The sequence below is a fragment of the Streptomyces atroolivaceus genome (assembly GCF_000717025.1).
Lineage (GTDB): Bacteria > Actinomycetota > Actinomycetes > Streptomycetales > Streptomycetaceae > Streptomyces > Streptomyces atroolivaceus.
Genome location: NZ_JNXG01000011.1, coordinates 26582 through 49477, shown reverse-complemented (window position 1 = coordinate 49477; position 22896 = coordinate 26582). Strand labels below are relative to the sequence as shown.

At 71.1% G+C, this 22896-nt stretch carries 19 protein-coding genes and 1 riboswitch; of the genes, 8 read left to right on the top strand and 11 right to left on the bottom strand.

Annotated features, from left to right (window positions below; genetic code table 11):
• The first annotated feature begins 65 nt into the window (after positions 1-65).
• Positions 66-2195 (top strand): MMPL family transporter, encoded by a 2130-nt coding sequence (locus OO67_RS20945; protein ID WP_033302588.1) that lies wholly within the window; start codon positions 66-68, stop codon positions 2193-2195.
• Positions 2196-2253: 58 nt separating this feature from the next.
• On the opposite strand, the gene OO67_RS20940 is transcribed toward OO67_RS20945, so the two are convergent.
• Positions 2254-2583 (bottom strand): GrpB family protein, encoded by a 330-nt coding sequence (locus tag OO67_RS20940; protein ID WP_078598130.1) that lies wholly within the window; start codon positions 2581-2583, stop codon positions 2254-2256.
• 21 nt (positions 2584-2604) lie between these two features.
• On the opposite strand from OO67_RS20940, the gene OO67_RS20935 reads away from it, so the two are divergent.
• The 3 genes from OO67_RS20935 (at position 2605) to OO67_RS20925 (ending at position 5151) form a co-directional block, all read left to right on the top strand.
• Positions 2605-3273: a TetR/AcrR family transcriptional regulator gene (locus OO67_RS20935; protein WP_033302586.1), complete on the top strand. Its 669-nt coding sequence runs from the start codon at positions 2605-2607 to the stop codon at positions 3271-3273.
• On the top strand, positions 3270-4046 hold the full coding sequence (locus OO67_RS20930) for an SDR family NAD(P)-dependent oxidoreductase (RefSeq protein WP_033302585.1): 777 nt from the start codon (positions 3270-3272) through the stop codon (positions 4044-4046). The genes OO67_RS20935 and OO67_RS20930 overlap by 4 nt, the downstream gene beginning before the upstream one ends.
• Before the next feature lie 64 nt (positions 4047-4110).
• Complete coding sequence (locus OO67_RS20925) at positions 4111-5151, top strand: NAD(P)-dependent alcohol dehydrogenase (RefSeq protein ID WP_033302584.1); 1041 nt, start codon at positions 4111-4113, stop codon at positions 5149-5151.
• 54 nt (positions 5152-5205) lie between these two features.
• Here the strand turns inward: OO67_RS20925 and OO67_RS20920 are convergent, their stop codons facing one another.
• The 5 genes from OO67_RS20920 to OO67_RS20895 all read right to left on the bottom strand — a co-directional run bounded on the left by OO67_RS20920 (position 5206) and on the right by OO67_RS20895 (position 10668).
• Complete coding sequence (locus tag OO67_RS20920) at positions 5206-6690, bottom strand: SulP family inorganic anion transporter (protein WP_033302583.1); 1485 nt, start codon at positions 6688-6690, stop codon at positions 5206-5208.
• Positions 6691-7976: 1286 nt separating this feature from the next.
• The gene (locus tag OO67_RS20910) at positions 7977-8843 is read right to left on the bottom strand and encodes an energy-coupling factor ABC transporter ATP-binding protein (protein ID WP_033302582.1); all 867 of its coding nucleotides are present in this window, start codon (positions 8841-8843) and stop codon (positions 7977-7979) included.
• Positions 8840-9589 carry a cobalt ECF transporter T component CbiQ gene (gene cbiQ / locus OO67_RS20905; protein ID WP_033302581.1) on the bottom strand — a complete coding sequence of 250 codons (750 nt, stop codon included), beginning with the start codon at positions 9587-9589 and terminating at the stop codon, positions 8840-8842. The genes OO67_RS20910 and cbiQ overlap by 4 nt, the downstream gene beginning before the upstream one ends.
• Positions 9590-9595: 6 nt before the next feature.
• Complete coding sequence (locus OO67_RS20900) at positions 9596-9964, bottom strand: energy-coupling factor ABC transporter substrate-binding protein (protein ID WP_033302580.1); 369 nt, start codon at positions 9962-9964, stop codon at positions 9596-9598.
• Complete coding sequence (locus OO67_RS20895; protein ID WP_033302579.1) at positions 9961-10668, bottom strand: energy-coupling factor ABC transporter permease; 708 nt, start codon at positions 10666-10668, stop codon at positions 9961-9963. The genes OO67_RS20900 and OO67_RS20895 overlap by 4 nt, the downstream gene beginning before the upstream one ends.
• A gap of 30 nt (positions 10669-10698) precedes the next feature.
• Positions 10699-10882: riboswitch (cobalamin riboswitch) on the bottom strand.
• Between the two features lie 283 nt (positions 10883-11165).
• Here OO67_RS20895 and OO67_RS20890 point away from each other — a divergent pair.
• Positions 11166-12824, top strand: coding sequence for a catalase (locus OO67_RS20890; protein WP_033302813.1), 1659 nt, complete (start codon positions 11166-11168; stop codon positions 12822-12824).
• Positions 12825-13106: 282 nt separating this feature from the next.
• On the opposite strand, the gene OO67_RS20885 is transcribed toward OO67_RS20890, so the two are convergent.
• Positions 13107-13745 (bottom strand): Dps family protein, encoded by a 639-nt coding sequence (locus OO67_RS20885; RefSeq protein WP_033302578.1) that lies wholly within the window; start codon positions 13743-13745, stop codon positions 13107-13109.
• A gap of 225 nt (positions 13746-13970) precedes the next feature.
• Positions 13971-14621, bottom strand: coding sequence for a hypothetical protein (locus tag OO67_RS20880; protein ID WP_033302577.1), 651 nt, complete (start codon positions 14619-14621; stop codon positions 13971-13973).
• Positions 14622-14746: 125 nt separating this feature from the next.
• Between OO67_RS20880 and OO67_RS20875 the strand changes: the two genes are divergently transcribed.
• On the top strand, positions 14747-15181 hold the full coding sequence (locus OO67_RS20875) for an Hsp20/alpha crystallin family protein (protein WP_033302576.1): 435 nt from the start codon (positions 14747-14749) through the stop codon (positions 15179-15181).
• 285 nt (positions 15182-15466) lie between these two features.
• Positions 15467-15901 carry a DUF2267 domain-containing protein gene (locus OO67_RS20870; protein WP_033302575.1) on the top strand — a complete coding sequence of 145 codons (435 nt, stop codon included), beginning with the start codon at positions 15467-15469 and terminating at the stop codon, positions 15899-15901.
• A gap of 190 nt (positions 15902-16091) precedes the next feature.
• Here the strand turns inward: OO67_RS20870 and OO67_RS40505 are convergent, their stop codons facing one another.
• Positions 16092-16220 (bottom strand): LPFR motif small protein, encoded by a 129-nt coding sequence (locus OO67_RS40505; RefSeq protein ID WP_279626906.1) that lies wholly within the window; start codon positions 16218-16220, stop codon positions 16092-16094.
• A gap of 976 nt (positions 16221-17196) precedes the next feature.
• On the opposite strand from OO67_RS40505, the gene OO67_RS20865 reads away from it, so the two are divergent.
• Complete coding sequence (locus tag OO67_RS20865; RefSeq protein WP_033302574.1) at positions 17197-18813, top strand: phytoene desaturase family protein; 1617 nt, start codon at positions 17197-17199, stop codon at positions 18811-18813.
• A 60-nt stretch (positions 18814-18873) separates the two neighbouring features.
• On the opposite strand, the gene OO67_RS20860 is transcribed toward OO67_RS20865, so the two are convergent.
• The gene (locus OO67_RS20860) at positions 18874-21270 is read right to left on the bottom strand and encodes a SpoIIE family protein phosphatase (protein ID WP_033302573.1); all 2397 of its coding nucleotides are present in this window, start codon (positions 21268-21270) and stop codon (positions 18874-18876) included.
• A 251-nt stretch (positions 21271-21521) separates the two neighbouring features.
• Positions 21522-22529: a mannose-binding protein gene (locus tag OO67_RS20855; protein WP_033302572.1), complete on the bottom strand. Its 1008-nt coding sequence runs from the start codon at positions 22527-22529 to the stop codon at positions 21522-21524.
• Positions 22530-22896 lie beyond the last annotated feature (367 nt).

The window sequence follows — 22896 nt, the reverse complement described above, 5'->3', positions numbered from 1 at the left end:
GGCATGTAATCTCAATCATTGAGATACATCATGATTGAGAGATCGCGGCTCGTCCCAGGAGTGCCATGTCCACCGCATCGAGGCCGGCTCGCCGGCTGATTCTTGTTCCTGTGTTCCTCGTACTCGCCTGGCTCGTCGTCGGCGGGTCGTTCGGCTCGTACGCCGGGAAACTCGGGGAAGTAGCTACCAACGACCAGGCCTCGTTCCTGCCCCAGAACGCCGAGTCCACGCGTGTCGTCGAAGCCCAGAAGGCGTTCAGCCAGCAGGAGACCATGCCTGCCATCGTGGTCTGGACGTCGGGCAAGGACGGTGAGGAGCTCGGTGCGGAGCAGCAGAAGGAGGCGACTGCCGCCCTCGCCTCGGTCAAGGGCGAGCCGGGGGTCACCGGCGAGGTGAGCCCCGCGCTGCTGTCCGAGGACCGCGAGGCGCTGCAAGGCGTCGTCCAGCTGAGGCCGGATTTGGAGGAGGAACTCCCCGACGTCCTCGCGCAGATCCGTACAGCTGCGGAGGAAGTCCCGGGAACGGTGGTCGGGCTCGCGGGCCCCGCGGCCTCCCAGGCCGACCTGTCGGACGCCTTCGCCGGTATCGACGGGCTGCTGCTCGGCGTGGCGCTGGTGACCGTGCTCGTCATCCTGCTCCTCGTGTACCGGAGCGTCCTGCTGCCTTTGATCATCATCATCGGTGCGGTCTTCGCACTCGGCGTGTCCTGTGCGATCGTCTACGTGCTGGCCGACAACGACGTCCTCCGCGTGGACGGCCAGGTCCAGGGCATCCTGTCGATCCTGGTCATCGGAGCCGCCACCGACTACGCGCTGCTGCTCACCGCGCGCTTCCGTGAGGAGCTCGGGCGGCAGTCCGACCGGTGGACCGCGATGCGCTCCGCTCTGCGTGAGTCCATCGGCCCGATCACGGCAAGCGCCGCCACCGTGGCCCTGGGTCTGCTGGCTCTGCTGCTCAGCGACCTGACCAACAACCGCGCGCTCGGGCCCGTGGGCGCCATCGGCATCGTCTGCTCCGTCCTGACCACCCTCACCTTCCTGCCCGCCGTGCTGGTCCTGCTCGGCAGGGCCGCGTACTGGCCGTCCGGTCCGAAGAAGGGGCAGTCCGAACCCGAAACGGGTTCGACGGGCATCTGGTCCCGGATCGCGAAGCTCGTCGACCGCTCCCCGCGCAAGGTGTGGGCCGTCACGCTGGCCGGCCTCGTGGCGTGCGCGGCCTTCGCTCCCACGCTGAACTCCAAGGGTGTGCCTCTCGAAGAGATCTTCGTCAACGAGACGCAGTCCGTCACCGCTCAGGAGACCCTCGGCCGTCACTTCCCCGGCGGATCGGGCAGCCCCGCCGTCGTGATCGCCGGGGCGGCCGAATCGAAGCAGGTCGTCGCCGCGGCCGAAGAGGTTCCCGGTGTCGCGAGCGTCGCTGTCAGGACGGTCTCGGGGCGCCCGGGCGGTGGAGAACCGCTCGTCGTCGACGGGCGGGTCCGTATCGATGCCACCCTGGCGGACCCGGCGGACAGCGACGCCGCCAAGGAGACGGTCACGCAGCTGCGCGACGCGGTCCATGCCGTTCCCGGCGCACAGGCACTCGTCGGTGGCACCACCGCTCAGCAGTACGACACGCAGAAGACCGCAGAGCAGGACCGCAACATCATCGTGCCGGTGGTGCTGGTCATCATTCTCCTCATTCTGATCGGCCTGCTCCGGTCGCTGCTGATGCCGGTGCTCCTCGTGGCCACGGTGGCGCTCAACTTCCTCGCCACTCTCGGTATCTCGTCGCTGGTCTTCGAGCACGTCTTCGGCTTCAGCGGCACCGACTCCTCCGTGCCGCTGTACGGATTCGTCTTCCTGGTCGCCCTCGGCGTCGACTACAACATCTTCCTGATGTCCAGGGTCCGCGAGGAGTCCCTGATCCACGGCACCCGCGAGGGCGTGCTGCGCGGACTGACCACCACGGGCGGGGTCATCACCTCGGCGGGCGTCGTGCTGGCAGCCACCTTCGCGGCCCTGGGGGTCATCCCGCTCGCCTTCCTGCTGCAGATCGCGTTCATCGTCGCGTTCGGAGTCCTGCTGGACACCCTCGTCGTGCGCTCGCTCCTGGTGCCGGCCCTCGTCAGGGACATCGGGGCCACCGCCTGGTGGCCCGGTGCGCTGAGCCGGGGCGGTCGGAAGGAACCGAAGGGGCAGGAGTCCATGTCGTAGCCGGAGGCCGGGCCCTCTGCCCCGCACCGCCCGGCGGATCGCCGGGCGGTGCGGGGTTTCACATGGGCCGCGAGGCCCGGCGAGCGGCCGTCGCGATCCCTTCGACAGAGCCTGCCTCGAGTGCGGAGCAGGCGAGCGGCGCCCGTGCCCGGCCGGCCGCCTCGCGCTTGGCGGCGGCGCATCCCACCTGTACGTCGACCACGGGCTTCGCGTCGAGCCCCGGGACCGACGTGGATCCGATGTGTTCCCCGGCGGCGGCAGGCCAAAGCCGGCTCCCGGACGGGTCCCGCACGAGCGCTCGGCCTGTCCACCCCGGTCGGCCGTCCGTCCGCGCGCCCGTCCGCCCGCCGGACCATGTCCCGACGGGACAGAAGTCCCATCGGGACATTTAAAGGTGTATGCTGCAACTATGCAGGAAGCAGGGAAGGCCCCGGAGCGGCGCAGTCGCAAGGCGCGCAGGACCCGGGACGCACTGGCGCGGCACGCGTTCGATCTCGTACTCGAACGAGGTCTGCGGAGCGTGACGGTCGAGGAGATCGCGCAGGCGGCCGATGTCGACCGGCGCACCTTCAGTCGGCACTTCCCGAGCAAGGAGGCCGCCGTCCTCGACGCAGTCCGGGGCGACGGCGACAGAATCAACCGAGCGCTCCGCGAGCGCCCGCCGGCCGAGCCACCGCTCACCGCCTATCGCCGGGCCGTCCTGGACTGGCTCGACGACACGGCGGCGGAGCCCTGGCATCTCCGGCCGCGCGTCTTCGACCTGCTGGTCATGGCCGAGGAGGAGCCCACTCTGTACGCGGCGTACCACCACATCCGTGTGGACGCCCAGGAGGAGTCGGTGGCGATCCTCGCGGAACGGCTCGGTGTCGACCCACGGCAGGACCTCCGTCCCGCCGTGGCCGTCGCCGCGGGAGCCGGAGCGCTCCTCGCGGCCCAGGCGGCATGGGTGCGGGGCGGCCGGCCGGCCGCCCTGCCCGAGTTCGTCGTACAAGCATTCGACGCCCTCTCCGCGAACCTGCTGGAAACCCGGCAGGACGGGCCGGCGCCCCACAGCACCACGCAAGGAAGCACATCATGAGCACCAACCTCCCCACCGCCTACGAGGCGGAGTTCGCCGGCAAGGTCGCCCTGGTCACGGGAGGCGCGTCCGGCATCGGTCTCGCGCTCTCCCGCCGGCTCGCCGCGAGCGGTGCGGCCGTCGTCGTCGCCGACTACAACGAGGAGAGCGCCCGCAAGGCCGCGGACGAGCTCCAGGCAACAGGCGCCCGCGCCGCCGCGGTCGCCCTGGACGTCACCGACCCCGCCTCCGTCGAGGCCGGCGTGCGGTTCGCCGTCGACACCTTCGGCGCCCTGCACCTCGCCGTGAACAACGCCGGCATCGGCGGGCCCGCGCAGACCACCGGCGCATACGCGATCGAGGACTGGAACAGAGTCGTCGCCACCAACCTCAGCGGCGTCTTCTACTCGATGCGCTACGAGCTCCCGGCCATCCTGGCCGCCGGCGGCGGCGCCGTCGTGAACATGTCGTCGATCCTCGGCACCAACGGCTTCGCCAACTCCCCGGCCTACGCCGCCGCCAAGCACGGTGTCGTCGGGCTCACCAAGACCGCCGCACTCGAGTACGCGGCACAGAACGTCCGTATCAACGCGGTGGGCCCCGGCTTCATCGACACCCCCCTGCTCCGCGACACCGACAGCCCGGCACGCGACCACCTGATCTCCCTGCACCCGGCCGGCCGGCTCGGCACGTCGGAGGAGGTCGCCGAGCTCACCGCGTTCCTGCTCTCCGACCGCGCCTCCTTCATCCACGGCAGCTACCACCTGGTCGACGGCGGTTACTCCGCGTCCTGACCCCCGAGTGGCGCACCGCCACCCCGAGGGCCACAAAGGAAGTACGGAGAAACGAAGGAGAGTCATGAAAGCCGTCCAGTACCGCACCATCGGCGCCGCGCCCGAGGTCGTCGAGATACCCGAGCCCGTGGCGGGCCCCGGCCAGATCCTGCTGAAGGTCAGCGCCGCCGGCGTCTGCCACTCGGACATCGCGGTCATGAGCTGGCCCGCCGAAGGGTTCCCCTACGAGCTGCCGCTCACACTCGGCCACGAGGGTGTCGGAACGGTCGCCGCGCTCGGAGAGGGCGCGGTGGGCGTCTCGGTCGGGGACGCGGTCGCCGTCTACGGCCCATGGGGCTGCGGCACCTGCGTGAACTGCGCCGAGGGCCGGGAGAACTACTGCCTGCGCGCCGCCGACCTCGGGATCAACCCGCCCGGACTCGGCAACCCGGGTGCCATGGCCGAGTACATGATCGTCGACGATGCCCGTCACCTGACGCCCATCGGCGACCTGGACCCCGTCAAGACGGTCTCGCTGACGGACGCGGGCCTCACCCCGTACCACGCGATCAAGCGCTCGCTGCCGAAGCTGCTGCCCGGCGCCACCGCCGTGGTCATCGGTACCGGCGGCCTCGGTCACGTGGCCATCCAGCTCCTGCGCGCCATGACCGCGGTTCGGGTCATCGCGCTCGACGTCACCGAGGAGAAGCTCGCACTCGCCCGGACCGTCGGTGCCCACGAGGCCGTGCTGTCCGACGAGAACGCCGCCGCGAAGGTCCGTGAACTCACCGGTGGCATCGGTGCGAAGGTCGTCTTCGACTTCGTCGGCGCCGAGCCGACGGTGAAGACGGCCGGTGCGATCGCGTCCATCGACAGCGACATCACCATCGTCGGTATCGGCGGCGGCCTGCTGCCCGTGGGATTCGGCGTCCTGCCGTTCTCCACGTCGGTCTCGGCGCCGTACTGGGGCTCGCGCAAGGAGCTCGCCGAGGTCATCGAGCTGGCCCACGCGGGTTCCGTCGACGTCCACGTCGAGACGTACTCCATCGACGAGGCCCCGCTCGCCTACGAGCGGCTGCACGCAGGCAAGATCAACGGCCGAGCGGTCATCCTGCCCAACGGCTGACCGCCGGGAACGACTCGCCGCCCGCTGAAGGCGTCCGGCGAGTCGTTCGCGCTCTCAGGGAGCGGACGTCATCACGCCCGTCCGGGTCAGCTGTACGGGCTCGGTGCCGGATGAACTGTGCCGCTCCGCCCAGCTCTCCAGAGCCGTGCGACAGGCGTGGTCCAGATGGTGCAGACCGGAGAGATCCAGGGCGATGGGCCGGTCCGTGGGCAGGGACTCCAGGCTGTCGAGTATTTTCGGCAGCCGCAGGAAAGTCGCGTTGCCCGACAGGCGCGCCCGTACACCGTCGGCATTGCTGTCGACGACCTCCAGTCCGATGTGCGAGGCGTCCCAGGCCGCCTTGGCCACCGACAGGGCCAGACCCGTCAGCACCCCCTCGAACATGTTCACCGTGACGATCGCCAGGGCGGTGACGACCAGGATCAGCGCCTCACCCCGGTGTTCGCGCCACAGCGCCACGAGCTGGCGCAGTGGGATCAGCTTCCAGCCGGCGTGGATGAGGATGCCGGCGAGGGCGGGCAGAGGGATGAGCCCCAGCGCGGACGGGAGCAGTGCCGCGAACAGCAGCAGCCACACACCGTGCAGCACCCGGGAGGCCCGGGTGCGTGCGCCCGCCCGTACGTTGGCGGAGCTGCGCACGATGACCGCGGTCATCGGCAGGGCGCCGAGGAGTCCGCACACGGTGTTGCCCGTCCCCTGGGCCATCAGCTCCTTGTCGTACTCGGTACGCGGCCCGTCGTGCAGCCGGTCCACCGCGGCCGCGCTGAACAGGCTCTCCGCGGAGGCGATCAGGGTGAAGGCGGCCACGGTACCGAGCAGGGCCAGGCTCGCGAGCCCGCCGAACTCGGACAGGGCGGGGGCCTGGACGGCGTCCAGCAGCCCCTGGACCTGAACCGTCCTGACCGGCAGGTCGAACGCCGGAGCGGCGAGTGTGGCCAGTACGACCGCGGCGAGGGCGCCCGGAACGGCCCGTACCCGCTTCGGCATCCTGTCCCAGCCCGCCACCAGGGCGATGGTCCCGGCGCCGACCGCGAGCGAGGCGACAGCTGCGGGACTGGACACCGCGTCGGCCAGCAGCCCCGGAATGCCGGCCATCTTGCCCGTACCGGAGAGCGGCGCCTCGACGCCCGCGGCCGCGTAGAGCTGACCCGCGATGAGGACGAGGCCGATACCGGCGAGCATGCCCTCGACGACCGAGACCGAGATGGCCCGGAACCAGCGGCCGAGCCGCAGGGCTCCCATCGCGAGTTGGAGCAGCCCCGCCGTCAGCACGATCACCCCGAGCGCGGGCAGTCCGAAGGACTGGACCGCTTCGAAGACGAGCACGGTGAGGCCGGCGGCGGGCCCCGACACCTGGAGGCTGCTGCCGCGCATGAATCCGGTGACGAGACCGCCCACGATGCCGGTGATGAGACCCAGCTCCGCCGGGACCCCCGACGCGACGGCGACGCCCACGCACAGCGGCAGGGCGACCAGGAAGACGACGAGCGACGCGGCGAAGTCCTGCCTCAGGTGGGGAAGCCGGGCGACACGGTCCATGGCGGCCTTCATCCCGTGCGGAAGGGGGCCGAGCGGACGTCGCCGGGCGGGGGAGCCCAGACGGCGCTGTCGCGGACGTGCGGGACTTCCACCGCGGAGTGATCGACGTGGAATTGCATACCAGTGGTTCCTCCCGGCGCGCTGAAGGGCGCGCGTAGGCATACGTATGAGAACTGAGGTCCTGGAGGCCGGTCGGCACGGCCCCATGTCTGTGAGTTGTCCGTCAGTCCCGGGGGACCGTGGGCACAGGGGCAGTGTCCGAGAGCCTGGGATCAGCTCAGCACCGGAACACCTGAAGTACGGGGGAGGAATGGGCCGTCGAGGATCTGGAGGTGTGGTGTGCGCTGCCCATCGCGGTGACGGCCGCCGTCGGGAGCATTCCGCCGGCGTCACCCGTCACCATGGAACGCGACGGCACCTCGGGAGAGGGAACGGTCGCCGAGCGATGCCGGTCGCGATGGCGCAGAAGGCCGTTCGACTCACCCCCGCGATCCGGTGTGCCGCAGGTGACGTACTCACCGTGCGAATTGTCCGCGGGCGTCTTCGAAGGACTGCCTGCCCGAATTTCCGGAGTGTGTGCGTGCGCGTCCGGTGACGGTGCGCCGGAGTACGGGGCCATGGGGAGGCCCATCAGGAAGGCGAGCACGAATCGGACCGCCGCTGCCCGCATCATTCGCCTCCTTTTGGACTTCCTTCTTTCCTCGGGACGCTAACAGGCCGGACCGCTTATGGAGTTCACCCTTTGTGAAGAGTCCGAAAGTCGATGCCCGACGAGCCGCATTATGGGAAGCCCCGTGGCCTGGGGACGTTGCCCGCCGCGGGTTGTCGTTGTTCGAGATCAATCGCGACTGCGTGGCTCGTGCATATTTTGATCGATTGGAAATCGTAAATTCGCACGGAAGTTCGGCTCCTGAGTAAGGGGTCGATTCTCGCGAAAGGTGACTGGGGTACAGCGGAACATGTGTCGAATCGGGTTCCTGCGAGGAGCACTTGGCCCCGTGGCGCCCGCCGGCTCCGCCGCCCGGACGCCGGCGGCGGCCGACAGTGTTCCACTCGGGGAGGCTTCCGTAGGAAGGCGACCCGGAGGAACGGCGTGACGCCCCACGCACGCTCGCACCCTCGCACCCGCGACCGGGGTACCGCCGAACGTGTCCAGGACGCCCCCTCGCGGGCGGACCGCGAGGGTCCCGTCGAGCGGACGCCCGCAACCCCCGGCCCGGGGTACGAGCCCGCTCGCCACCGCCCGCGCGCTCCCGTGGCCGCGGGGAGAGCTCGACGGAGGGGCGTCAGCCTTCGGACGGTGCCCGTCCGGCGACGGCCGGCAGTGCGAAGTCGGCAGCGAGCTGTTCCGGGGTGCGGGGGCCAGGTGCGGTGGCGTCCAACAAGCCGTGCGCGCGCAGCAGCTGAGCGGTCGCGACACCCCATGGGAGCCGGAGCCCCGCCTCCCGCAGGAGATCCGTACGGGCCAGGATCGTGGCCGCGGGGCCGGCACGCACGCCGGCCGGCGTGAGGAGCGCGGCGTCGTCGGCCCAGCGCAGGGCGAGATCGACGTCGTGCGTGGCCATCATCACCGTGGTGCCGCTGTCGCGCAGGGTGCCGAGCGTGTCGAGCAGTCGTTCCTGACCGTCCGGATCGAGCCCGGCGGTCGGCTCGTCGAGGATCAGCACGCGGGGCCGCATCGCGACCGCGCCCGCGATGGCGGTCCGTTTGCGCTGGCCGTAGGAGAGGAGGTGGGTGGGCCGGTCCGCCAGTGCGGTGATGCCGAGGGCCATGAGCGCCTCGTCCATCCGGGCTCGCACCTCGGCGTGGGGCAGGCCGAGGTTCAGCGGCCCGAACGACACGTCCTGGGAGACGGACGCGGCGAACAGCTGGTCGTCCGGGTCCTGGACCACGAGTTGAACCGTGGTACGCAGTCGGGTCAGCCCCTTGCGGTCGTAGGTCACAGGGCGGCCCTCCACCGCCAACTTCCCGTCCCGTGGGCGCAGTCCGCCGCTGAGGAGCCGCATCAGTGTGGTCTTCCCACTGCCGTTCCGGCCGAGCAGCGCGAGCGCACGCCCTTCGCGCGCCTCGAAGTCGAGCCCGCTGAGCACGGCAGGACCGTCCTCGTACGCGAAGGACGCGCCATGCAGGGCGAGCAGCGCTGGTTCGCTCATGACAGCGGCCTTTCCAGGGCGAGGGTCAGGGTGGTGAGGGCCGTGAGCAGCATGACGCTCACGGCCACGAACCGGACGGATACGCGAGCCTCGGGCACCAGGACCCGCAGGGTGCCGTCGTAGCCGCGTCCGGCCAGCCCCGACTGGAGCCGTGCCGCGCGGTCGAAGGCCCTGACGAAGGCGGTGGACCCGAGCCCCGCCAGGGACCGCCAGGCGGCTGCCCGCGTGGTGTGCCCGAGACGGGCCGCCTGCGCCTCCCTGATCCGGCGTACCGAGTCGAGGAGCAGAAAGCTCATGCGGTAGGTCACCAGGGCCACGTCCACCACCGGCGCGGGCACCCCCGCCTTCACCAGACGGGGCAGCAGGTCCGACATCGGGGTGGTGAAGGCGAACAGCAGGACCCCGAGCGACGCTGCCGAGGTGCGCAGCAGCAGTTCACCGGCACGGACCGGCCCTCCGTCGGCCAGGGTGACGATCCCTCCGGGCCCGCCGACCTGGACGAGGAGCGTCACTGCCCCGGTGACACAGAAACCGAGAGGCACCCGGTAGGCCTGCCACAGGTCGCGAGGGCTCACGCCCGCCGGCCCCAGCAGTACGCCGAGGGCGGCGACGAGCACGAGGACGGCGCCCGGCCAGGGCGGCAGGGAGATGGCCAGGACGGTGAGGCCCAGGCCCAGCACCGCCTTGTCCACAGGATGGCGGCGGCGCCAGCGACTGCTGTGCGCCGCCGCGTCGATCGGCAGCATGTGAGCTCAGGACCTTCGGGCCGCGGACTCTCCGGCACCGCCTTCGGCGGCACCGCCGTCCTGCTCCGCGCTCGCGTGCGGTTCGCCCTGACGGCGCCCGCGCCGCAGGCCGAAGTAGTAGGCGAGAACACCCGCGCCGAGCGCGGCCTGAAGGGCGAACAGCGCCGACTCGATCTCGCCGGAAGGAGGTTCGTACAGCGGGGAGAACCAGGGTTCGTAGTCAGGATCGATCTCGGTGATCGCCGTCTCGGCCTGGGCGTCGGCGCCCGCGAACGGCTCCTCCTCGCCGTCGCCGAGGCCGAGAGCCAACGGCAGGACGGCCAGCGCGGCCACGACGAGCAGCAGGAGGGCGTTGATCTTCGTGTTCTTGTTCATCGCGCGACCGCCTCGGTCTCCGCCCGGGTCCCGGGCCGTTTGTCGGCGAGGAAGACACCGAGCCGGGTCAGATCTCCCTTGCTGGACTGCACGAGGAGTCGCATCACCAGCACGGTCAGAAGCCCTTCGCTCACCGCGAGCGGGATCTGGGTGACCGCGAAGATGGAACCGAACTTGCCGAGCGCGCCGAGGAACCCGCTGCCCGGGTCGGGGAAGGCGAGCGCCAGCTGCACGCTGGTGACGCAGTAGGTGGACAGATCGGCGACGAACGCGCCGGAGAAGACCGCCACCATCAGCGGCACCTCGTACCGGCGCAGCAGCCTGTAGACCGCGTACCCCGCCCAGGGCCCGACGACCGCCAGCGAGAAGACGTTGGCTCCGAGTGTGGTCAGGCCGCCGTGGGCGAGCAGCAGCGCCTGGAACAGCAGGGTGATGGTGCCCAGGACCGCCATGATCGGAGGGCGGAACAGGATGGCGCCCAGCCCGGTGCCCGTGGGATGCGAGCAACTCCCCGTGACCGAGGGGATCTTCAATGCGGAGAGAACGAACGTGAAGGCCCCGGAAGCCCCCAGGAGCAGTGTGCTCTCGGGATTCTCCCTGACTTCACGCGTCAGTGACCGGACTCCGTGGACGACGAACGGCGCGGACGCGACACCCCAGGCGATCGCGTGCGCCGGGGGCAGAAACCCCTCGGCTATGTGCATAGCTCAGCAGACCCTCTCCAGCACCTCGTGGATGGTTGAAGTGCCTTGGCCGGTCTCCTGGCTTACGGGTACCACCGCCCGGGCTCCGCCTTCCCGGGTCACAAGGACCCAGTGGCTGCCCGCGAGGGCCGGAGCCGGACTTCCCGATCACAGTGGCGAGGGCCGCACCGGCATCACACCGGATTTCCCGTTCACCAAGGCGTGGCGACAGTAGTGCCAGGTGGGGGCGGAAGACAAGCAGGGCCTCCGCGCGACGGGCGGGCCGTCGGCAGGGCTCCGGGGACGGTTGCCCGCGACCTCGGCAGGAGGGGAACACCGGCTCGTCCCCGACGCACCGGCCGGGATGATGTCGGCGTCGTCGGGCGATCGCCTGCCGTGACGGCCAGTCGGATCGTTTTGGCGCGGCGGATGGCGGACGTCGGCCCGTATTTCCGGTCCGTCGCGTTATTCGGGGAACAGTCGGTCGACGTATTCCCGACGGAGAAGGAGTGCAGGCCATGACCGATACCGAGAGTGCGCGGCCCGACGAGGACGCCGGGCGTCCGGTGCTGACCAATCGGCAGGGGCATCAGGTCTACGACAACCAGAACCAGCGTACGGTCGGTGCCCGGGGCCCCGCGACCCTGGAGAACTACCAGTTCCTGGAGAAGATCAGCCACTTCGACCGGGAGCGCATTCCGGAGCGCGTCGTGCACGCGCGCGGAGTGACCACGTACGGCTTCTTCGAGGCGTACGGCAAGTGGGGCGACGAACCGATCGGCCGGTACACCCGTGCCAGGCTGTTCCAGGAGGCGGGCAAGCGCACGGACGTGGCCGTGCGCTTCTCCACCGTGATCGGTGGACGGGACTCCTCCGAGGCGGCTCGTGACCCGCGCGGGTTCGCGGTGAAGTTCTACACGGAGGACGGCAACTGGGATCTGGTCGGCAACAACCTCGGTGTCTTCTTCATCCGCGACGCCATCAAGTTCCCCGACGTGATCCACGCGCTCAAGCCCGACCCCGTGAGCCACGAGCAGAAGCCCGCCCGGATCTTCGACTTCATGTCGCAGACCCCGGAGAGCATGCACATGCTGGTGAACCTGTTCAGTCCGCGCGGCATCCCGGCCGACTACCGCCATATGCAGGGCTTCGGGGTCAACACCTACAAGTGGGTGAACGACGAGGGCAGCACCGTACTGGTCAAGTACCACTGGATGCCCAAGCAGGGCGTCAGCAGCATGACCGAGGAGGACGCGGCGAACGTCCAGGCCTCCGAACTGGGGCACGCGACGAAGGACCTCTACGAGGCGATCGGACGCGGAGACTTCCCCGAGTGGGAACTCCTCGTGCAGATGATGTCCGACGACGAGCACCCGGAGCTGGACTTCGACCCGCTGGACGACACGAAGACCTGGCCCGAGCAGGACTTCCCGCCCCGGGCGGTGGGCCGCATGGTCCTGAACAGGGTCCCGGACAACTACTTCGCGGAGAACGAGCAGGTGTCCTTCGGGACCGGTGTGCTGGTCGACGGGCTCGATTTCTCGGACGACAAGATGCTGGTCGGCCGGACGTTCTCGTACAGCGACACACAGCGGTACCGAGTGGGCCCGAACTACCTCCAGCTCCCGGTCAACCAGGCCAGGAACGCGCGCGTCGCCACCAACCAGCGGGACGGTCTGATGGCGTACGACAACGGCCACGGAGGTGAGAACCCGGAGGTCAACTACGAACCGTCGATCACCGGCGGCCTCCGGGAGGGCAGGTACCCGGCGCACGAGGAGCAGGGCCCGGAGATCCAGGGCCGGCTCACCCGGGCCAGGATTCCGCGTACGAACGACTACCTGCAGGCAGGACAGCGTTATCAGCTGATGGAGGAGTGGGAGCGTGACGACCTGGTCAAGAACTTCACCGACCTGTTCGCCCAGTGCACCCGTCCGGTCCAGGAACGCATGGTGTGGCACTGCCTGATGGCGGACAACGATCTCGGCCTGCGCGTCGGCGAGGGCTTGGGCATCGGCCCCGGGGACGTCTCCCACCTGCCACCACTGGCCACCCAGAACCTCGACGACGACGAACGCAAGCGGCTTGCCCGCCTGGGCGACAACCCGCCGCGGGACGTCACCGGGCTCACCATGACCCACTGCGTTCCCGACAAGCGCCGTACGGTCACCCGCTGAGCCCTGGCATGCCGGACGGCCGGGCCGTGGGACCGCAGCCCGCCCGTCCTGACGAGTAGGGCCGGGCCTACGAGCGGTGCTCGTACGCCCGGCCCGTCGGCCCGGGGAGCGCCGGTCACGCCACGGGGGACGGCGTCCCGCCCGTGCCGCAGAAGGTCCCTGCCGCAGCAGCGCGGTCACGCACGCGGGCGGCGGACGCCCAGCCGCGGGGCAGGTCCGCCACCCCGGGCCACCTCCCGTGGTCGGCCTACGCCGGCCCCGCCCGCCCCACCGTGCCGCAGGTCACCGGGCGCGTTTGCCCGCGGTGACCTTCTTGGCCGCGCGCTTGGTGCCGGCCGTCTTCTTCGCCGGGGTGGTGCGCGACGGCCCGGCCGCCTCGGCGGCCTGCTTCTCGCTGCCCGCGTCTGCCGTGCTGAGGGCCCCGGCACTGTTCTCCAGGTGGGCACGGACGAACCACTGGAACTGTTCCAGGGAACGGAGGTGCTCGATGAGCAGGTCCTCGGTGACCGGGTCGACGGAGGCTGCCTTCGCGGCGGCTTTCCGGTGGTCCTCGATGATGCCCGTGTAGACGAGGTCGAGGGCCCCGAGGTGGGCGATCGCGTCAGCCCTGCCGACGCTGTAGTCGTCCCACGTGCGCTCGGCGACCAGAACGCCCGCGGTGCCACGGGGCTCACCGCCCAGGGCCGAGATGCGTTCGGCGGCGGAGTCGGCCATGTCCCGGACGGCCACGGTCTGCGGGTCGAGCATCTCGTGCACGGCGATGAAGTGGGGGCCGGTGACGTTCCAGTGGATGTGCTTCAGCGTGAGTGCCAGGTCGTTGAGCGAGTGCAGACGCATACTCAACAAGTCGATCATCCGCCCGCCTTCCCTGGTGCTGAGGCCGGGAACGGTGTAGCGCGGAGGGGAACTCTGAGGCGACATGATGCTCCTGCAACGATGGGACGGTCTGCCGCTACTCATCTGCCACGGGAACTCCGGACGTCACGCATGTCCCCGCTCGAAACCACTTGACCAGCCCTGCGGAAACCGGCCGGGGCACGCACGGGCGGGGGATCGGCCACCGGTCGCGCGCGGCGGGTGTCCGGTCGGCCGCGCCCGGCCCGTTCCTGTCCGTCATCCACCCGGACGCCCGGACGCGCGCCGGTGTCAGGTCGCCGTCCGCTGGTCGTCGCTGTCCTGGCGGAGCCGCTCGGTGTGCCGGGTGATGGTGTCGACACGGGCTGCCAGGTCGGGGTGGTCGGCCGTGAGGTGTGTGCGGGTGTCGGCCAGCGGGGTGATGAGCTTCGCGGCGTCGTTGTCGGCCAGGGCGGCGGAGAGTCGGCTGACCGGCGCCGTCGGCAGGCCGGTGAGGGCGGTGATCTGGCCGGCGAGCCGGCGCAGATCGGCGGCGTTGTCGCGGGCCCAGGTGCTGATGGAGCGGTCGGCGGCGCGGTGGCTGCGAGTGGCCTCCACGCGTTGTTCACCGGTGGCGCCGGGGGCACCGGGGCGTACGCGCAGGTAGCGGCGTTCGGCGGCCTGGCGGCTGGCGACGCCGAGGGGCTGGGCGAGATCGGCCCAGCTGGTGCCTGCCGCACGGGCCGCTTCGATCAGTCCCGGCTCCCATCCGGCCAGCCGGTCGCGCAGTTGGCGGAGCAGGAGCAGGGCAGCCAGCGCCTGCTCGGAGTCGGCCTGCCCGTCGTCGGTGCCCGCACCGCGCCGCCCCGACTGAGCGGCTCGGACGGCCTCGTCGATCGTGTTCAGCGCTGCGGCGGCGGCCGCGAAGGATGTGGGCTCGCCGGTTCGGTGGGATGCGTTCATGGAAGCCCCTCAGGGTGTCACCCTTTCGATGACACTCCAGTTGTCATCGTTTGGATGACATGGTACAACGGTGTCAGACGAAGCGCATTGGCAGTTTCTGCCAGACCAGTGGAGGTGTTTTCGCAATGTTGATGCGCACTGACCCGTTCCGCGAACTCGACCGGATCGCGCAGCAGCTCACGGGTGTGCCCGGGACCTGGTCCAAGCCGTCGGCGATGCCGATGGACGCCTATCGCGAGGGCGAGGAGTACGTGATCGCCCTCGATCTGCCGGGTGTCGCGAAGGACGCCATCGACATCGACGTGGAGCGGAACATGCTCACCGTCAAGGCGGAGCGCCGACCTGCCGCGACGGGCGATCACGTCCAGATGGAGCTCGCCGAACGTCCGTTGGGTGCCTTCTCCCGCCAGCTGGTCCTGGCTGACACCCTGGACACCGAGCGCATCCAGGCCGATTACGACGCGGGGGTGCTGACCCTGCGGATCCCGATCGCCGAGCGCGCCAAGCCTCGGAAGATCGCCATCGGAGGAGAGTCCGCCCCCAGGCAGATCGGAACCTGACGCGCGGGCCCTGCCCGCCCGGACGAGCGGGCTGCGGGGGACACCTCCCTCCGCGCTCCGCACCACGTGCGGTGAGCCTCAGGTCGACGCCCCCCCCCGGGGCCCGCTCGGCACCGGGGGGCACGTCGCGGGGCAAGACCTCCGACCGGACACTTCGCAGCAGCCCTGAGTGCTCACCCACCCCTTCGACACGTCTCCCTCCAAGATCAGCAGCGCGGCTGCCGGCATCCGCTTCATCGGGCCACAGCGCAGCAGCCGCCGCTCGGCGAGAAAGGCACTTCACCGATGCGCTCCCTGCGTGAACAGCTCCGCGCCACAGCGGGCGTGACGTTCGACCAGATGCTGGAAACAATCAGGTACGAGGGCGCGTACCCCACGCGCGAACGAGCCGAGACCGTCACCCACGCCGTGCTGGCCGGCCTCGGCCGTCAGCTGACCGGGGACGAACGCGTCGACCTCGCTGCCTGCCTCCCCGCCGAGGCCGCCCTCACCCTGACCGCCCAGATCCCTGACCCTGACCCGCTCACCGGCTGGGGGTTCGTCAAGGACCTCGCCGCCCGCACAGGAGGCACCGCCGCCACCGCGCGCTGGGACACCGGCGCGGTACTCGCCTCCGTGGCCCGGCTGGTCGACTCCGACCTCCTCGACCGGATCCTCACCCAGCTCCCCTCCGGCTACGCCCTGCTGTTCGGCCGCGCGGAACTCGTCCAGGCCGCGTGACCGGGCCGAGCGGCCATCGGCGCCCCGGCACGGACGCTGCCGGGCGATGACCCTGACATGCTGCGGGGCTTCGGCGAACACCTCCGCCGAAGCCCCGCAGCATCGCGCTCCGACGCGGGAGCACGCACCCGAAAGCCCCGTCCGGGCCGGACAGGCCGGCCCGGACGGGGCTGCGGGGAGGCGGTGCTGATCAGTGGCGGCCGTGGGCCGTGTCGGCGGCCCCACCGAAAAGCCGTGCGACGGCGCGGAAGGGCAGGGTGACGACGGTGGCGACGGCCCCGCCGACAGAACGAATCACGTCCGCGATTGCCTTCAGCATGCGAGTTCCTCCCTTACGGTGGCACCGCGGCGCTCCTGAAGCCGCGATGCGGTGTTCACGGGGCTCGTACCCGGATGAGGCACGAGAAAACTCACCCCTTCCGGCCCGTGAAGAAGGGGTCGATCACTGCCCCGACGGAATTCCGTCGGGACGGTCGCATGCATTTCCAGCGGATGCGCAGGAGGCTCCGGAAACCGCGGCGCCTGAACCGCTCGCAGCGCACCGCGGGCAGGTCGTCATGAACGCCATGGACGGAGCGCACAACTGCGGACGGGGCAGGCTGCCGTACGCGTCCGACGGGCGAGTCGCGGACGGGTCAGCGTGCGCCCGCCCCAGGCCATGGCTCCGCTCCGGATGTGCTGACCGGAAATCCCTGGAACGCAACGCCAGGGGAGTGGAACCGATAACACGGAGTCGGTGAACAGGAAACACGGGACGCGGAGGTGACTTAGCCCGTCCGGCCCCGTACTCCCTCACCGCCGTATCTCCGAGCGGAATGTGCGGGGTTTGCCCGTGCTCGGCCGGTGCGGCGCACGAGGCGGCAATGGGGGCTGTTTACCGGGTGCGGATTCCCGCAGGCGGCGAATTCCCCGGACGCCTGGGAGAGTGATAGGCGAGTGGGACAAGCCGGACCGGGCAGTCGTGGCAGACGGCGTTGCGAGGTGCCCGGGGTACTGGAACTGGAAGCGGACGGCTCGGCTCGGTACGGCGCGGATCGCCGTGGAGCTGCGGCCACGGGGGAAGGACACCCTGGTGATCATTGACGGACCCCCCCTGCGAGGGCCTGCCGCCGCGCTGCACGACCCGGTCGCGGAAGCGCTGATCCGGTTGCGCCGCCGTCGTGTGCCGGCCCGATCGGCGCGCCTGGTGGAGAGGACCACGGCTCAGCCCCGAAGGTCCGGTCCGGGAGAGGGCCGAGCCGCCGCCTGAGAGCCCGCGTCATCGACAGGCCCGACGAGAACGCCAGGAGGTACGGATGCCGGACGCGGTGATCATCGGTGCAGGTCCCAACGGCCTCGTGGCGGCGAATCTGCTCGTCGACGCGGGCTGGAGCGTCGAGGTTCTGGAGGCGCAGCCGGTACCGGGTGGCGCGGTCCGCAGCGATCGGGCCCTCCACCCGGACTTCACGAGCGACCTCTTCAGCGCCTTCTACCCCCTCGCTGCCGCCTCCCCGGTCCTGGCACGCCTCGAGCTGCGGGAGGAGGGTCTCAGCTGGAGCCGCGCCCCGCGCGTGCTGGCACACCCCCTGCCGGACGGCCGGTGCGCCGTCCTCGAAAGCGGGGCCGAGCGCACCGCCGTGGGTCTGGACTCCTTCGCGGCGGGCGACGGCGCGGCCTGGCTGGACCTGTGCACCACGTGGGAGCGCCTCGGCCCCGACATCCTGGACGCTCTCTTCACTCCCTTCCCGCCGGTACGTCCGTCCGTCCGCCTCGCCGCCAGGCTCCGGGCAGTCGGCGGCCTCCGGCTGGCACGGTCCCTGCTGCTGCCCGTCCGTCGCCTGGGCGAGGAGCAGTTTCGCGGCGAGGCCGGACGGCTGCTGCTCGCGGGGAACGCCCTGCACGCGGACCTCGGCCCCGAGGCGGCGGGGAGCGGAGGCTTCGGGTGGCTGATGTCCATGCTCGGACAGACGTACGGCTTTCCGGTGCCGGTGGGCGGGGCCGGTGCGCTCACCGGGGCCCTGGCGAGGCGGCTCGAGCGGCGCGGCGGCGCCGTCCGCTGCGGGGAGCGCGTGGACGAGGTCGTCGTACGCGGCGGACGGGCCGTCGGCGTGCGCACGGCGGGGGGCGAGGCCGTGCCGGCCTCCCGGGCCGTGCTCGCCGACGTGTCCGCACCGGCCCTGTTCGGTGAACTGGTCGACGCACGCCATCTCCCCGGCCGCCTGCTGGGCGATCTGCGCCGCTTCCAGTGGGACTTCGCCACCTTCAAGGTCGACTGGGCGCTGAACGGGCCGGTGCCCTGGACCGCAGGCGAGGCGTCCACGGCCGGGACGGTCCATCTGGCCGACGGGGTCGACGGCCTCACCCGCTTCGCCGCGCAGATCGCCACAGGTCAGGTGCCGGACCGTCCCTTCCTCCTCTTCGGGCAGATGACCACCGCCGACGCGACGCGCTCACCGGCCGGCACCGAATCGGCGTGGGCCTACACGCACGTCCCGCACCGGATCAAGGGCGATGCGGGTGAGGACGCGCTGACGGGACTCTGGGACCTGCGGGAGCAGGAGGCCATGGCGGACCGCATGGAGAACGAGATCGAACGCTGGGCGCCCGGTTTCCGCTCGCTCGTCGGATCCCGGCGGGTCCTCGCGCCGCCCATGCTCGAGGCCATGGACGCCAACCTTCACGGCGGAGCGATCAACGGAGGGACGGCGGCGGCCCACCAGCAGCTGATGTTCCGTCCCATGCCCGGCACCGGACGGCCCGAGACGGCGGTGAAGGGCCTGTACCTCGCCTCGGCGTCCGCACACCCCGGCGGCGGTGTGCACGGCGCACCCGGTGCCAACGCGGCCCGAGCAGCACTGCGCGGCCGGTATCGCTGCTCCCGGCCGGCCCGGGTCCCCTGGCGGATCCGCGCAGGGCAGGGGACCGAGGGATGATCCGGGAGCCGGACGGTTCCCGCCCGGACCATCCTCCCGTCGGAGACGACCCAGGGCCTTTCATCCCCGCGCGGGGAAGGCCTGTTCGGTCCAGATGGTCTTCCCGGAGGGGGTGTGGCGCGTACCCCACCTCTGGACGAGCTGCGCGACGATGAACATGCCGCGCCCGCCTTCGTCGTCCTCGCCGCTGTGACGCAGGTGCGGTGAGGTGTGGCCCGTGTCCGCGACCTCGCACAGGAGGTTGCGGTCGCGGATGAGGCGTACGTGGAGTGGTCCTCCGGCGTACCTGACCGCGTTGGTCACCAGCTCGCTGACGACGACTTCGGTCGCGAACGACAGTTCCTCGAGTCCCCAGTGACGCAGCTGTCCGGTGGCCAGGTCACGGGCCCGGCCCGCGGTGACCGCTTCTGCGGGCAGCTCCCACTCGGCGACCTGCGCGCTGTCGAGTTCGCGGGTGCGGACGAGCAGCAGGGCGGTGTCGTCGGCCGCCGAACCGCCCGGCAGGAGTTCCTCCACGGCTCGGTCGCACAGCTCTTCGAGCGACGCGTCCCGGTCGCCGAGTACACGTCCCAGTGTGCCGAGTCCGTGATCGATGTCCCGGTCGCGGGCCTCGACCAGACCGTCGGTGAAGAGGGCCAGCAGGCTGCCCACCGGCAGTTCGACCTCCATGGACTCGAACGGCAGTCCGCCGAGGCCCAGGGGCGGGCCGGCCGGCAGGTCGGGGAAGGACGGCCGGCCGTCCGGGCCGACGACCGCCGGCGGCAGGTGCCCGGCCCTGGCCATGACGCAGCGCCGTGACACCGGGTCGTAGACCGCGTAGAGGCAGGTTGCCCCGGTGGTCACATCGACGTAGGTGCCGTCGGCCGTGCCGGGCTCGGCCCACTGCTCCTCCGCCGGCTGGCCCACCAGATCGTCGAGCCGTGACAAGAGCTCCACGGGGTCCATGTCCATCTGGGCGAACGCGCGCACGGTCGTGCGCAGCCGTCCCATGGTGGCGGCTGCCTGCAGACCGTGACCGACCACATCCCCGACCACGAGACCGACCCGGGTCCCGGACAGTGGGATGACGTCGAACCAGTCACCGCCGACCCCGGTCACGGCGTCCGTGGGCAGGTAGCGGTAGGCGAGGTCGACCGCGGACTGTTCCGGTACGTGCTGCGGCAGCAGCTGGCGCTGGAGGGCCAGGGAGGCGGTGCGTTCACGGGTGAAGCGGCGGGCGTTGTCGATGGAGACCGCCGTACGGGCGACCAGCTCGTCGGCCAGCGCGACCTCACCGCTGTCGAAGGCGGCGGAAGGGGTGCCGCGGACGAAGGTGACGAGTCCCAGCACGCCGTTCCCGGCCCGCAGCGGCACGACCAGAGCGGCGTCGTCGAGCACCAGCCCGCCCGAGGAGAGGCTGCGGTCCTGAGGCGAACCGGACTCGTACTCCACGGGCGAGTGCTTCACCGGGGAAGACTGCTGCCCGGGCTGCCCCCGGCCGGTGTCCCCGGCTGCGGAGCGGTGGGCGATCCGGACCAGGGACATCGCCGCTGAGCCGCCGGTGGCAGGCACCTCGCCCTCCAGGACCGCTGCCGAGAGGTCGACCGTGACCGTGGCGGCGAACTCCGGCACCGCAACCTCCGTGATCTTCTCGGCGGTGGCCGTCACGTCGAGGGCGGTGCCGATACCGCGGCCCGCCTCGACGAGCAGGGCCAGACGCCGCTGGGCCTTGTGACGGTCGGAGATGTCGAACGCGTCCTCACACACCCCGAGCACGCGCCCGTCGGCGTCCTGGAGCCGGTAGTAGGCACAGGACCAGAGGTGGTCCGTCTCCGGATCGCTGGGCGGTCGACCCTGGAAGTTCAGGTCCAGAAACGGCTCTCCGGTGTCCAGGACGTGACGCATCACGGCGTCGAGAGTCGGCGGATGTCCTCGGGTCACGAAGGTTCCCTCGGAGTACAGCTCATCCGCCCGAAGGCCGCGGAACTCGGCGAACGGGCGTCCGATCTCCTGTTCGTACGCCGCGTTGCACCAGGTCAGGCGCAGGTCGGTGTCGTAGATGGCGAGACCGACGGGCGACTGGGTGGCCAGTCCGTGCAACAGGGCCAGCCGGGACTCCCACAGCCGGAGATCCTTCAGCTCGGTCATGGCGAGGACGCGTTCCGCCGTGCCGGCGCCCGGCAGGGGGCACACCGCGACGGCGACGATCAGCTCATGCCCGTCCCGGTGCCGGGCGACGCGGACCTCCCTGCCCGGAAGCCGGGCAGGGAGCGGAGGGACGGAGGCTGCCGGGCCGGGTGACAGGAACGTGGACAGGGTCCGGCTCACGGCCTCGCCCGCCCGGTACCCGAGGAGCCGCTCCGCGGCGGGGCTCCATCCCACGACCGTGTCCCGGGCGCCGATAACCGCCGTGGCCGCCCTGGTGACGTCGAGGGGACCACGGAAGTCGGCACCTTGCTCCGCGTTCCGTGCAGTCATGGCGCGACACCAGCCCCGTTCATCCCCTTCAGGTTCCGCCGCCCCGGGTGGAGGCACAACCGCGAGGGGCGTGACGGCCGGACCGGGTCCGGTGTCCCGCCTGCCCGGCGGGCTCGCCGGCGTGGGCTGCCGGCGCCGTCCGGCCGCCCGGCCGATGCCGCCGACGGCCAGGGCGGCTGATCGTCCGCTGCTCCGGGAGGCCAGGCGAACGGGACCGCGCACAGGAGGGCTCGGCGCGCCGGCGGCCGGTGTCAGGTCGACCAGACCACCCTGCCGTTGTGCACGATGACCACCTTCGCGTCGGCTCGGAGGACCAGTTGGGCGCCCCCGTGGTCGTGCGTCTTGGTCGCCCAGATCGCCCGGTCGTCGCCGTTGTGGACGACGAGGTTGCCGTCGGGCTGGAAGATCGCCCGGTGGTTCGGGCCGAAGGTCATCGACGCCCAGATGGGTTTGCCGTGCTCGTTGTGGACGACGAGGTTGCCGTCGGTCTGCATGACCATGCTGATGCGGTTGGTGGTCCAGGCCTGGTTGACGTGCAGGACGCTGGGTGCGGAGAAGGACACGGTGGACCAGTCCGGCTTCGGGGACGCCTTGGGCTTGGGCTTGGGCGTGGCCTTCGGCTTCTTCGCGGCAGGGGCACTTGTACTGGGCTCGGGCGCGGGCACGGCGGGCTTGGGAACGCTCGCCCTCGGGGACTCGGTCTTCTTGGGCTTCTCCTTGCTCGGGGACGCGCTCGGCTTCCCGGCCACGTAGTCGTCGAGGGCTGCGGGGGCGGAGTTCGGGTTGAGAACGGTGTCGGAGCCCCCCGCCGCCGGTCGCATGGCGGTGTTCTCCGGCTCCCTGTCATTCGCGCTACCGACCAGTAGCAGGGGTATGGCGACCAAGGCGGCCCCCAGGAAGGCGGCACCCGCCAGGATGGGCGTGCGGGGGCGCCCCCCGTCCACGCCCGTACCCGTCTTGGCGCCCGGCGCCGTCTCGGCGGCCGCCGCCACACCGATGCCCTCCTCGGGCGCCTCGGTCCTGGCGGCGGGTGACGGCGGGGTCGGGGTGGCGGCGGTCTCCCCGGCCCCGGCAGGGGCGCCCGCGGCGGTCTTTCCGGCAGGTGCGGTGCCGGACTCAGTCCCGGCGGGGGCGGCCGGGCTCGGCGTCTCCCCGGCCGGTGAGGACGGCGAGGACGGGGAGGCGGCCCCGCCCTCCTGTACGCCGGAGGCGGCGGCAGCCGCCGCGTTCGCGCCGGGGGAGGGGTGCTGGGAGGACATGCCGGTTACTTCTCCTCGGGTGGCGGTTCTGCCGGTGGGCGGTGGTCGGGCCGGACGAACGCCGGGGAGCCCCGCGGAGGTGGCTGCCGACGCGAGGGCGGGCCGGCCCGGTCCTCGTCGCCGAAGTGCGCGTAGCCGGCGCGGCGGTGGCCGGCACCACGCCTTTCCCTGCTGCGAGGTGTTCCCGTACGGCCTCGGCCCGGACGACCGGGCCGGAAGGCGCTGTTCGTCGCAGAGGCCGATGGCATGACCAACGTAGCCCGTTCCGGGGGCGAAGGCCGCTCTCCCACCTCGAACGCCTCCGTCACTTTGTCCTCCCGTGCCTCACTGGTCCCGGAAAGTTCTTTGTTCGGGCAGGAAACGGGCA

Excerpts from the sequence above, each read along its gene's own strand:
- OO67_RS20945 (WP_033302588.1), top strand. The coding sequence starts at position 66 with ATGTCCACCGCATCGAGGCCGGCTCGCCGGCTGATTCTTGTTCCTGTG.
- OO67_RS20865 (WP_033302574.1), top strand. The coding sequence starts at position 17,197 with ATGCCGGACGCGGTGATCATCGGTGCAGGTCCCAACGGCCTCGTGGCG.
- OO67_RS40505 (WP_279626906.1), bottom strand. The coding sequence starts at position 16,220 with ATGCTGAAGGCAATCGCGGACGTGATTCGTTCTGTCGGCGGGGCCGTC.
- OO67_RS20930 (WP_033302585.1), top strand. The coding sequence starts at position 3,270 with ATGAGCACCAACCTCCCCACCGCCTACGAGGCGGAGTTCGCCGGCAAG.
- OO67_RS20935 (WP_033302586.1), top strand. The coding sequence starts at position 2,605 with ATGCAGGAAGCAGGGAAGGCCCCGGAGCGGCGCAGTCGCAAGGCGCGC.
- OO67_RS20875 (WP_033302576.1), top strand. The coding sequence starts at position 14,747 with ATGTTGATGCGCACTGACCCGTTCCGCGAACTCGACCGGATCGCGCAG.
- OO67_RS20870 (WP_033302575.1), top strand. The coding sequence starts at position 15,467 with ATGCGCTCCCTGCGTGAACAGCTCCGCGCCACAGCGGGCGTGACGTTC.
- OO67_RS20910 (WP_033302582.1), bottom strand. The coding sequence starts at position 8,843 with ATGAGCGAACCAGCGCTGCTCGCCCTGCATGGCGCGTCCTTCGCGTAC.
- OO67_RS20890 (WP_033302813.1), top strand. The coding sequence starts at position 11,166 with ATGACCGATACCGAGAGTGCGCGGCCCGACGAGGACGCCGGGCGTCCG.
- OO67_RS20895 (WP_033302579.1), bottom strand. The coding sequence starts at position 10,668 with ATGCACATAGCCGAGGGGTTTCTGCCCCCGGCGCACGCGATCGCCTGG.
- OO67_RS20940 (WP_078598130.1), bottom strand. The coding sequence starts at position 2,583 with ATGTCCCGATGGGACTTCTGTCCCGTCGGGACATGGTCCGGCGGGCGG.
- OO67_RS20925 (WP_033302584.1), top strand. The coding sequence starts at position 4,111 with ATGAAAGCCGTCCAGTACCGCACCATCGGCGCCGCGCCCGAGGTCGTC.
- OO67_RS20880 (WP_033302577.1), bottom strand. The coding sequence starts at position 14,621 with ATGAACGCATCCCACCGAACCGGCGAGCCCACATCCTTCGCGGCCGCC.
- cbiQ (WP_033302581.1), bottom strand. The coding sequence starts at position 9,589 with ATGCTGCCGATCGACGCGGCGGCGCACAGCAGTCGCTGGCGCCGCCGC.
- OO67_RS20920 (WP_033302583.1), bottom strand. The coding sequence starts at position 6,690 with ATGGACCGTGTCGCCCGGCTTCCCCACCTGAGGCAGGACTTCGCCGCG.
- OO67_RS20900 (WP_033302580.1), bottom strand. The coding sequence starts at position 9,964 with ATGAACAAGAACACGAAGATCAACGCCCTCCTGCTGCTCGTCGTGGCC.
- OO67_RS20855 (WP_033302572.1), bottom strand. The coding sequence starts at position 22,529 with ATGTCCTCCCAGCACCCCTCCCCCGGCGCGAACGCGGCGGCTGCCGCC.
- OO67_RS20860 (WP_033302573.1), bottom strand. The coding sequence starts at position 21,270 with ATGACTGCACGGAACGCGGAGCAAGGTGCCGACTTCCGTGGTCCCCTC.
- OO67_RS20885 (WP_033302578.1), bottom strand. The coding sequence starts at position 13,745 with ATGTCGCCTCAGAGTTCCCCTCCGCGCTACACCGTTCCCGGCCTCAGC.